Annotated in this window: 10 protein-coding genes; 5 read left to right on the top strand and 5 right to left on the bottom strand. The window is 72.2% G+C overall.

Annotated features, from left to right (window positions below; all coding sequences use genetic code 11):
- Positions 1 to 41: 41 nt before the first annotated feature.
- The 4 genes from CCN72_RS08880 to CCN72_RS08865 are packed head-to-tail and all read right to left on the bottom strand — an operon-like array spanning position 42 to position 3570.
- Entirely contained in the window at positions 42 to 761 is a 720-nt protein-coding gene (locus tag CCN72_RS08880; protein WP_037650529.1) for an ABC transporter permease subunit, read from the bottom strand.
- A gap of 10 nt (positions 762 to 771) precedes the next feature.
- Positions 772 to 1683 (bottom strand): ABC transporter ATP-binding protein, encoded by a 912-nt coding sequence (locus CCN72_RS08875; protein WP_085565578.1) that lies wholly within the window; start codon positions 1681 to 1683, stop codon positions 772 to 774.
- On the bottom strand, positions 1680 to 2588 hold the full coding sequence (locus CCN72_RS08870) for a hypothetical protein (RefSeq protein ID WP_086807032.1): 909 nt from the start codon (positions 2586 to 2588) through the stop codon (positions 1680 to 1682). The genes CCN72_RS08875 and CCN72_RS08870 overlap by 4 nt, the downstream gene beginning before the upstream one ends.
- Positions 2578 to 3570 (bottom strand): ABC transporter ATP-binding protein, encoded by a 993-nt coding sequence (locus CCN72_RS08865; protein ID WP_086807031.1) that lies wholly within the window; start codon positions 3568 to 3570, stop codon positions 2578 to 2580. The genes CCN72_RS08870 and CCN72_RS08865 overlap by 11 nt, the downstream gene beginning before the upstream one ends.
- A 245-nt stretch (positions 3571 to 3815) precedes the next feature.
- Here CCN72_RS08865 and CCN72_RS08860 point away from each other — a divergent pair, with 245 nt between their 5' ends.
- The 5 genes from CCN72_RS08860 to CCN72_RS08840 all read left to right on the top strand — a co-directional run bounded on the left by CCN72_RS08860 (position 3816) and on the right by CCN72_RS08840 (position 9086).
- The gene (locus CCN72_RS08860) at positions 3816 to 4658 is read left to right on the top strand and encodes a M24 family metallopeptidase (RefSeq protein ID WP_086807030.1); all 843 of its coding nucleotides are present in this window, start codon (positions 3816 to 3818) and stop codon (positions 4656 to 4658) included.
- A complete protein-coding gene (locus CCN72_RS08855) occupies positions 4655 to 6412 on the top strand; it encodes an SDR family oxidoreductase (RefSeq protein ID WP_086807029.1) in 1758 nt (585 codons plus the stop codon). The genes CCN72_RS08860 and CCN72_RS08855 overlap by 4 nt, the downstream gene beginning before the upstream one ends.
- Positions 6413 to 6591: 179 nt before the next feature.
- The gene (locus CCN72_RS08850) at positions 6592 to 7140 is read left to right on the top strand and encodes an RNA 2'-phosphotransferase (RefSeq protein WP_086807028.1); all 549 of its coding nucleotides are present in this window, start codon (positions 6592 to 6594) and stop codon (positions 7138 to 7140) included.
- A 42-nt stretch (positions 7141 to 7182) separates the two neighbouring features.
- Positions 7183 to 8085: an LLM class flavin-dependent oxidoreductase gene (locus CCN72_RS08845; protein WP_086807027.1), complete on the top strand. Its 903-nt coding sequence runs from the start codon at positions 7183 to 7185 to the stop codon at positions 8083 to 8085.
- 131 nt (positions 8086 to 8216) lie between these two features.
- Positions 8217 to 9086, top strand: a complete 870-nt coding sequence (locus CCN72_RS08840) for an HAD family hydrolase (RefSeq protein WP_161219332.1) — start codon at positions 8217 to 8219, stop codon at positions 9084 to 9086.
- Between the two features lie 66 nt (positions 9087 to 9152).
- On the opposite strand, the gene cydC is transcribed toward CCN72_RS08840, so the two are convergent.
- On the bottom strand, positions 9153 to 10584 hold a 1432-nt coding region (gene cydC / locus CCN72_RS08835; RefSeq protein WP_107430080.1), incomplete at its 5' end, for a thiol reductant ABC exporter subunit CydC.

The raw sequence follows: 10584 nt of genomic DNA, 5'->3' as shown, positions 1-10584 counted from the left end.
CTCCGGGGTCCCCCGTCGACGACCGGGGACCCCGGAGCCGCTTACTCCTCCCCCGCCAGCTTCAGCGAGCGCAGCTTCTGCCCCGCGTACCAGGTGGCCAGCACGGTCACCACGACCAGCAGCACCACCGCCGTCGTCAGCCCGACGTCGGAGGTGACCAGGTCGCCCCCGGCCACCTTGTGCGCGACCGCGAGCGCCCACTGCTGCACGCTCAGCGTGCGCGCGCCCGGCACCAAGGAGCCGAACAGCGCCTCCCAGACCAGCGCGTACACCAGGCCGAAGACGACCGCGTGCCGGGAGACCGTGCCGAGCAGCAGGAACAGCGCGGAGTAGGCGATGGAGGCCACCAGCGCGGCCACCGTGTAGGCGACGGCGATCTGCTGGCCGTTGCCGTTGAGGATCAGGCCCGCGATCAGCGTGGGCACCGCGGAGAACACCATGGTCACCGCGATGGCCACGATCAGCTTGGTGAAGATGATCGTCGGCCGCTTCAGGGGTTTGGCGAGCAGATAGACGACAGAGCCGTCATCGATCTCCGGACCGATCGCGCCCGTGCCCGCGATGACGCCGATGATCGGCACCATGGTGGCGATCGCGAACCCGCCGAGCACATCGGCGGCCGTCTGGTCGTCGGCCCCGCTGAGGGCGCGTACGGCCACGGCGATCACGATGAGCAGCAGCGGCAGCGCGCCGAGGATGAGGGCCCGGCGACGGCCGAGCAGGGCCCGGTAGGTGAGCCGGGCGACTGTGGGGTCGTACATCTTCGGCCTCCTACGCCGCGACCAGGTAAGAGAACACGGATTCCAGGGACTCGTCCGACGGCGAGACCGTGAGCAGCCGGATGCCGTGGTCCCTGGCGACCTTCGGCAGCAGAGTGGTGAAACGGCCGAAGTCGACGGCCTGGACGCGCAGCGCGCCCTCGGTGTGGTCGACCTCGATGCCGGCGGTGGACGGGTCGGCGATCAGTGCCGCCGCGAGGGCCCGGTCGTCGCTGGAGCGCACCAGATAGCGGTGCGGGCGGTCGGTCATCAGACGGCGGATCTTGCGGTAGTCGCCGCTGGCCGCGTGCCGCCCGGCGACGACGACCTCGATGTGCCGGGCGAGCTGCTCGACCTCCTCCAGGATGTGCGAGGAGAACAGCACCGTGCGGCCCTCGTCGCCCATCCTCCGCAGCAGGTCCATCAGCTGCATCCGCTGGCGCGGGTCCATGCCGTTGAACGGCTCGTCCAGCAGGAGCAGCGAGGGGTCGTGCACCAGGGCGCTGGCCATCTTCACGCGCTGGCGCATGCCCTTGGAGTACGTGGCGATCCTGCGGTCCTGGGCGTACTCCATCTCGACGGTGGCCAGGGCCCGCTGGGCGGCCTTGTCGCCGAGGCCGTGCAGTTCCGCGTTGGCCACGACGAACTCGCGCCCGGTGAGGAAGTCGTACATCGCCTCGCGCTCGGGGACGATGCCGATGTGCCGGTAGATCCCCTCGTTGCGCCACACCGGCTGTCCGTCGAGGGTGACCGTGCCAGTGGAGGGAGCGAGGAAGCCGCCCATCATGTTGATCAGGGTGGACTTTCCGGCACCGTTGGGACCGAGCAGACCGGTCACACCGGGTCCGATGGTCATCGTGATGTCGTTGACGGCGACCACGTTGCCGAACCAGCGGGAGACATGGTCGATGCTGAGGGTCGTCACAGTCCCACCTTCTTGTAGCGGCGCACCAGAAGGCCGTAGCAGCCGGCGATCAGTGCGAGGGTGACGAGGACGTAGACGATGCCCTCTCCGGTCGAGGGAGCGACTCCGCCGGGGTTTCGGGCGGTGGCGCCCAGGAAGGCGGACTGCACGCCGTCGATCAGGGTGACCGGCGAGAACAGGCCGATCCACGCGATGGCGCCGGAGTGCCCCTGGACCTCCGCGATGGCCTGGAGGGTGGAGACCGCCCCGTAGGTGATGACCAGTACGGCGATCACGGCGGCGATGCCGAAGCCGCGGCGCGGGGTGACGGCGGCGATGACCAGGCCGATGCCGGCGAAGAGCAGGGAGAGCAGGGCCACGGAGACCAGTCCCTCGGCGAATTCCTTCGTCTGGTGGGCGAAGCCCAGCTTGGACAGCAGCGCCCCCACGTACATCACCAGCAGGGGAGCGGCGGTGAGGATGAAGATCGCCGAGGCGAGCGCGGCGAACTTGGCGCGCACGTAGTCGGCGGTCTCGATCGGCCGCGAGAAGTACAGCGGGACCGTCTTGAAGCGCAGGTCGCGGGAGACGGCCTGGGGCGCCTGGGAGGCGACGTACAGGCTGATGACGGCCTGGAGCATGATCGCGTACCGCGTGTAGGCGACCGGCAGTTCGTGCGCCTTGGTGACGACGGCGACGGCGACCATGATGGCGGCGGGCACGCACATGACCGCGAACAGCAGCATGGGCAGCACCTTGGACTTCACCGAGCGGCCGAGGCCGTAGGCGCCGCGCAGGGACTGCGAGTAAAGGGAGCGGCGGGCGTAGGCACGGCCGAGGCGCGGGCCGTCGTAGCCGCGGTAGCCGATGTCGTGGATCCGGGTCGTCCCGCCCGGGGGCGAGGTCAGGGGCTGCTCAACCGCCATGGCCGACGGCCTCCTTCCGCTGCTCGTCGCCGCTGCCTTCGGCGGTGTCGGTGGTGTCGGTGGTGAAAACCTCGGAGATGTGGTGCCGGCGCTGCTCCATGCGGACCAGGCCGAGGCCGAGGTCGGCGACCACGTCGCGCACCAGGTCGTACGTCTCCTCGCCCGCGGCGGTCAGCAGCAGGATGTGGCCGGCGCCGGGCAGGCCCGCGCCCTCGTGGTGGGTCTCCACCCCGCGCTCGCGCAGCGCGTCGCGGACCGCGGCGGTGCCGTCGGGGTGGGTGTCGCTGTCGGTGACCTCGATCGCGAGGGTGGTCGTGGTCTGGGTGAAGTCGGTGGTGGAGCTGGAGCGCAGCAGCTTGCCGCCGTCGATGACGACCACGTGGTCGCAGGTCCGCTCCAGCTCGCCCAGCAGGTGCGAGGTGACCAGGACGGAGATGCCGAAGTCGGAGTGGACGCGGCGGATCAGGCCGAGCATCTCGTCGCGGCCGACCGGGTCGAGGCCGTTGGTCGGCTCGTCCAGGAAGACCAGCTTGGGGTCGTGCACCAGGGCCTGCGCGAGCTTCACGCGCTGCTTCATGCCGGTCGAGTAGCCGCCGATGGGGCGATAGCGCTCCTCGTACAGGCCGACATGGCGCAGGGTGTCCGCGGTGCGCTCGCGCGCGGCCGTGGGCGGCAGCCCCGACATGCGCGCCATGTGCACGACGAACTCGGTCGCCGAGACGTCCGGCGGCAGGCAGTCGTGCTCCGGCATGTAGCCGACCTGTTCGCGGATGGCGGCGCCCTCACTGGCGATGTCCAGGCCCAGCACCCGGGCGCTGCCCTCGGTGGCGGGGGACAGCCCCAGCAGGATTTTGATCAGGGTGGACTTGCCGGCGCCGTTGGCTCCGACGAGTCCGGTCACCCCGGGCCCGATGTCCACGGACAGCCGGTCGAGCGCGGTCACCCGGGGGAACCGCTTGCTCAGGCTTTCGGTCGCGATCACAGTCACCCACCGAACGGTAGTGATCCCGGCCACGCCGGTCGTCAGACCACAGAGCCGTCTTCGGGTCCGCCCCAGGTATTACAGGACCCTAGGGGCCGCCCCTCCCTAAGGGTCACCCGGACTTGTCCCGGGCCCGCGCTCCCGCCTATTGACGCCGCCTCTAACAACTGCGAGATTCACCTCTGTCAAGTTACGGACGCGTACCGCAGCCGACGTGAATCGGCCGGACCACGGGACGAGGCGGCATGACGACGGCAGTGAGCAGTGAACTCCCCACGGAGCTGCGGGGATTCGGAAAGGTGCAGCGCCTCGCCTATGAGTGCGCGGAGGCGGTCGCGGCGCGCCTGGAGCCGGGTGTGACCGAGCGTGAGGCCGCGCGGATGCAGCGGGAGTGGCTGCGCGAGCGCGGGGTGCGGGACTGGTTCCATCTGCCCTTCGCCTGGTTCGGGGACCGCACGGCGTTCGTGAACTTCCGGATCCCGCTCCAGTTCTTCCCGACCGACCGCGAGCTCGAGCCCGGGAGGCCGTTCATCCTGGACATGGCCCCGGTGTTCGAGGGATACACGGCTGACATCGGCTACTCGGGGTCCCTCGGGGTGAACCCCGTACAGGACCGGCTGATGGCCGACCTGGAGGCGCACCGGGAGCTGATCCTGCGCGAGGTGCGTGAACGGCGTTCGCTGCGCGAGATCTACGAGGACGTGGAGCGGCTGATGGTCCGCCAGGGCTACGCCAACCGGCATCGGGCCTACCCCTTCGGCGTGATCGCCCACAAGGTGGACCGGGTGCGGGAGCGCCGCTTCGCGCCCCATGTCTTCGGTTTCGGCACCCAGTCCCTCAAGGGCCTCGCCTCGGACGCGCTGCACGGCCACCGCGAGGGCTGGTCGCCGCTGTGGTCGCCGTACCGCTTCTCGGACCATCCGCCGAAGCCGGGCCTGTGGGCGGTCGAACCGCATCTGGGCTTCCGGGGCACGGGGGCGAAGTTCGAGGAGCTGCTCGTGGTCACCGACTCGAAGGACCCCGAGCAGAGCGCGTTCTGGCTGGACGACGAGCTGCCGCATGTGCGGCGCTGGGCGGAGGAGAAGTGACGACCCTGAAGGGTGCGCGCGAGCGCACGGTACGGACCGGCGGAATCGACCTGTGCGTGGCCGAACTGGGCGACGCGCAGCAGCCGACGGTGGTCCTGGTGCACGGCTATCCGGACAGCAAGGAGGTGTGGTCCGAGATGGCCCCGCGCCTCGCGGAGCGCTTCCATGTGGTGCTGTACGACGTCCGGGGCCACGGCCGCTCCACGGCGCCGCGGCCGTTGCGCGGCGGCTTCACGCTGGCCAAGCTCACGGACGACTTCCTGGCCGTGGTGGACGCGGTGAGCCCGGATCGCCCGGTGCATCTCGTGGGCCACGACTGGGGCTCGGTGCAGTCCTGGGAGTTCGTCACGGTCGGCCGCACGGAGGGCCGTATCGCCTCCTTCACCACCATCTCCGGGCCGTCCCTCGACCACTTCGGGCACTGGATCAACGACCGTCTGAAGCGTCCGACGCCCCGCCGGGTGGCCCAGCTCCTGGGCCAGGGCGCCAAGTCCTGGTACGTGGGCATGCTGCACACCCCGGCCCTGCCGGAGCTGGCCTGGCGCGGCCCGCTCGGCAAGCACTGGCCGAAGCTCCTGGAGCGGGCCGAGGGCATCCCGGCCGGCGACTACCCGACCTCCTCCCTGCCCCAGGACGCGGCTCACGGCGCCTGGCTGTACCGGGACAACGTGCGCCCGCGGCTGGCCCACCCCCGCCCGGACGCGTTCGCGCACGCCCCGGTGCAGCTGATCACGCCCCAGGGCGACGCCTTCCTCTCCGAGCGGCTCTACGACGACCTGGACCGCTGGGTGCCCCAGCTGACCCGGCGCACGCTCCCGGCCAAGCACTGGGCGCCGCGCACCCGGCCGGACCAGCTGACCGCCTGGATCGAGGAGTTCGTCCTGTCGGTGGAGGGCGGCCGCCCCGAGCCGAAGGCGACCGGGCTCCACTCGGCGCGGTTCGGCGGGCAGCTGGTACTGATCACCGGCGCGGGCAGCGGGATCGGCCGGGCGACGGCGTTCGCGTTCGCGGAGGCGGGCGCACGGCTGGTGGCCGTCGACCGGGACGCCGAGGCGGCGGCCCGCACCGCGGAACTGGCCCGGCTGATCGGCGCGCCCGAGGCGTGGGCCGAGACGGCGGACGTCTCGGACGAACAGGCCATGGAGAAGCTGGCCGAGCGGGTCCACCGCGCGTACGGCGTGCTGGACGTGCTGGTCAACAACGCGGGCATCGGCCTGTCCGGGTCCTTCTTCGCCACGACCACCGAGGACTGGCGCAAGGTCCTCGACGTCAACCTCTGGGGCGTGATCCACGGCTGCCGGCTCTTCGGGGCGCGGATGGCCGAGCGGGGCCAGGGCGGCCATATCGTCAACATCGCGTCCGCCGCCGCGTTCCAGCCCTCCCGGATGCTGCCCGCCTACAGCACCTCCAAGGCGGCGGTCCTCATGCTCTCCGAGTGCCTGCGCGCGGAGCTGGCGTCGCAGTCGATCGGGGTCACGGCGATCTGCCCCGGCATCGTCAACACCAACATCACGTCCACGGCGCGCTTCGCCGGGGCCGACGAGACCGAGGAGCGCCGCCTGCAGAAGAGCTCCGCGCGCCTGTACGGACTGCGCAACTACCCGCCGGAGAAGGTGGCTTCGGCGATCCTGGACGCGGTGGTCCACAACCGTCCGGTGGTCCCGGTGACCCCGGAGGCGCGGGGCACGCACCTCCTGTCCCGGGTGCTGCCGGGGGCGCTGCGCCGGCTGGCGCGGGTGGAGCCGAAGGTGTGATCCGCGTGGGGGTGTCGGGGACAACGGTCCTCAACACCCCCACCGTGCGGGCCAGTTGTCCACAACTTCGTCAATTCCCCTGTGGATAACCGGGGTTGTCTGTGGATCAAACCTCCCCGCGAAAACAAGCTGCGTGATCCGCGTCTCTCGACCACCCTGATCCCATGGACGAAGAACCCATGGACGAAAGACGCACGGTCAAGGTCTCGAAGTACCTCTCCCGGCACCTCCGCCACCAACCGGACCGCATCGGCCTCACTCTCGACCCCGCCGGCTGGGTCGACATCGACGCCCTGATCGGCGCGGCGGCCGAACACGGCTTCCGCTTCACCCGCGAGGAACTCGACCGGGTCGTCGCCACCAACGACAAACGGCGCTTCACGATCGACGGCGCCCGGATCCGCGCCAACCAGGGGCACACCGTCGCCGTGGACCTGGGCCTGCCGCCGGCCACCCCGCCGCCGTACCTCTACCACGGCACCCATCCCCGTGCCCTGGAGTCCATCCGGGCCACCGGTCTCAAGCCCATGGACAGACATGCCGTGCACCTCTCCCCCGACCGCGACACCGCCACCCGGGTCGGTGCCCGCCGGGGCCGCCCGGTCGTCCTGGTGGTCGACGCCGGTGCCATGCACCGTGACGGCCATGTCTTCCACGTCAGCGCCAACGGCGTCTGGCTGACCGCCGCCGTGCCCCCGCGCCATCTGCGCTTCCCAGGACCGCGCTGATCCCGCCCGCACCGCCTCGGCCCACCGCTTACCCTCGAACGCATGAGTCTGCGTCTGAGCACCGTGATCCTGCCGTACCGCCGCTGGCACGAGGGCGGCCGCGCCACCTGGGTGCGCGCCGAGCAGCTGGGTTTCCACACGGCGTACACCTACGACCACCTGTCCTGGCGCAGCTTCCGTGACGGCCCCTGGTTCGGTGCCGTCCCCACCCTGACCGCCGCCGCGGCCGCCACCGAGCGGCTCCGCCTCGGCACCCTGGTCACCTCCCCGAACTTCCGCCACCCGGTCACCCTCGCCAAGGAACTGATCTCCCTGGACGACATCTCGGGCGGCCGGATCACCCTGGGCATCGGCGCCGGCGGCACCGGCTTCGACGCCACCGCCCTCGGCCAGGACCCATGGACCCCGCGCGAGCGCGCCGACCGCTTCGCCGAGTTCGTACCGCTGCTCGACCGGCTGCTCAGCGAGGACGCGGTGACGTACGAGGGCCGCTACTACTCGGCGGACGAGGCGCGCAACATCCCGGGCTGCGTCCAGCGCCCCCGGCTGCCGTTCGCCGTCGCCGCCACCGGCCCGCGCGGGCTGCGGCTCGCCGCGCGCCACGGCCAGGCATGGGTGACCACGGGCGACCCGAAGCTGTACGAGACGGGCACCCCGGAGCAGTCGGTGGAGGCGCTGCGCGGACAGCTGGCCCGGCTGACCGATGCCTGCGCGGAGGCCGGCCGGGACGTCGCCGGCCTGGACAAGATCCTGCTCACCGGCTTCACCCCGGACCGCGGCCACCCGCTCACCTCGCTGGACGCGTTCGTGGACTTCGCCGGGCGGCACCGGGACCTCGGCTTCACCGAGATCGTCCTGCACTGGCCCATCCCGGACTCCGACTTCGCCGCGGACGAGAAGATCTTCGAGCGGATCGCCATGGAGGGCCTCGCCCAGCTGGGCTGATGTGTCCTGCGGCACGCTGATGCGGGTCCCGGGAGACCTCGTGGGGTCCCGGGGGCGCCCGGAGCGTCATCTGTGTCTCATCTGTGCACAGTTCCGCACGCCCGTGCGGGCATATGCGCGAGAATGACCGGATGACCTCAGCGACCAGGCAACCCGGGACCCCCGCCGCCGCGATCCGCCCGCGGCTGATCGCCACCGACCTCGACGGCACCCTGCTGCACGACGACAAGTCGGTCTCCCCGCGGACCGTCGCCGCCCTGGCCGCCGCCGAGCAGGCGGGCATCGAGGTCTTCTTCGTCACCGGCCGCCCGGCCCGCTGGATGGACGTCGTCAGTGACCATGTCCACGGCCACGGCCTGGCCATCTGCGGCAACGGCGCCGCCGTGGTCGACCTGGGCGCCGGCCCCGGCGCCCACCGGTTCACCAAGGTGCGCGAGCTGGCGCGCGGCAACGCCCTGGACGCCGTCCGGCTGCTGCGCCAGGCAGCGCCCGGCACGGTGTTCGCGGTCGAGCAGACCTACGGCTTCCACCAGGAGCCCACCTATCCGCGGCTGCACATGGAGGTGCCGGGCCACCGGCTGCCCGCCGAGGAGCTGCTCGCGCCGGACGGCCCGACCGCCGCGCAGCCCGTGCTCAAGATCCTCGCCCACCACGCCACCCTCGACCCGGACGCCTTCCTCACCCTGGCCCGGCTGGCCGTCGGCGAGCGCGCCACGGTCACCCGCTCCAGCCCCAGCGCCCTGCTGGAACTCAGCGGCCCGGGCGTCTCCAAGGCCAGCACGCTCGCCCTGTGCTGTGCCGAGCGCGGCATCTCGCACGAGGAGGTCGTCGCCTTCGGGGACATGCCCAACGACATCGAGATGCTGACCTGGGCCGGGCAGTCCTACGCCATGGGCAACGCCCACCCCGACGCCGTCGCCGCCGCCTCCGGCCGCACCGCCGCCAACACGGAGGACGGCGTGGCCATCGTGATCGAGCGTCTGCTCGACCAGCACGGCTAGACAGGGCGGCCGGGGCCCCATGTCACCGTCCGCCGACGCATCGTCCGCGGCCGGTGCCCCGGGGTCTCACCGCGCTCCCACCAGCGACTCCGCCTCCGCCTCGCGGCGCACCATCTCGCGCAGCGGACCGTCCACCGCGGCGAGTTCCGCGTAGGGGCCCCGCTGTACGACGCGGCCCGCGTCGAGCACCAGGACCTCGTCCACCTCGTCGAGACCGGCGAGCCGGTGGGTAATCAGCAGGGTCGTACGGCCCTCGGTGGCGGCCAGCAGATCGGCGGTGAGCGCGTCGGCCGTCGGCAGGTCCAGGTGCTCGGCCGGCTCGTCCAGGACCAGCACGGGGAAGTCGGCGAGCAGCGCGCGGGCCAGCGCGAGGCGCTGCCGCTGGCCGCCGGACAGCCGCGCCCCGTACTCGCCGACCAGGGTGTCCAGACCGTCGGGCAACCCGTCCACCCAGTCGAGCAGCCGGGCCCGCGCCAACGCCCCGCGCAGCTCGGCCTCGGTGGCGCCCTTCCTGGCCAGCAGCAGGTTCTCGCGCACCGAGCTGTCGAAGAGATGCGCGTCCTGGGCGCACAACCCGACCAGCCGCCGCACCTCGTCGCCGGACAGCTCGGGGGCGTTCACCCCGGCGAGGGTGTAGGAGCCGGAGCGCGGGTCGAGGAAGCGCAGCAGCACCTGGGCGAGGGTCGTCTTGCCGGAGCCGGAGGCCCCCACCACGGCGATCCGGCGGCCCCGCTCCAGCGTCAGGTCGAGTCCGGTCAGTGCCTCCCCGTGCTGGCCCTCGTGCCGCGCGGTCAGCCCCTTGAGGACCAGCGGGAACGGCGTCGCGGGCGCCGGGCGGGGCCGCTCGGGCTCACGCACGGGCTCCGGCGTGTCCAGCACCTCCCGCACCCGCTCCGCGCTGCGCCGCACCCGCTGCCGGTGGCGGACGGCGAGCGGCATCCCGAGTACGGCCTCGAACGCGGCCAGCGGGGTGAGGACGACGACGGCCAGTGCGACACCGCCGAGCCGTCCGGCCGCCACCGCCTGGACGCCGAACAGCGCCATGGCCGTGACGGTCAGGCCGCAGACCAGCGCGGTGAGTCCGTCGCCGAGCGCGGTGGCGGCGGCGGCGCGGGAGGCAATCCGGGTCAGGGTGCCGTCCGCCCGCTTGGCCTCGCCGGTACGGGCGGGCAGCGCGCCGGCCACGGTCAGCTCGGCGGTGCCGGTGAGCAGATCGGTGACGCGGGTCGCCAGTTCGCCGCGGGCGGGTGCCAGCCGGCGCTCGGTGTGCCGGGCCGCGGCCGCGGTCACCAGGGGCACCCCGGCCCCGGCCGCGAGCAGGCCCACCGCGAGGGCGGCGCCCGCCTCGGGAAGCAGCCAGGCCGTGAAGCCGACGGTCGCACCGGAGACGAGCAGGGCGACGGAGGCGGGCAGCAGCCAGCGCAGCCAGTAGTCCTGGAGCTCGTCCACGTCCGCGACCAGGCGGGTCAGCAGATCACCGCGGCGGGCTGCGCGACGC

Origin of the sequence: Streptomyces murinus (assembly GCF_002154555.1) — a bacterium.
Lineage (GTDB): Bacteria > Actinomycetota > Actinomycetes > Streptomycetales > Streptomycetaceae > Streptomyces > Streptomyces murinus.
Note: the sequence above shows the minus strand (reverse complement) of the source record. Positions and strands in the feature narration are given on the sequence as shown.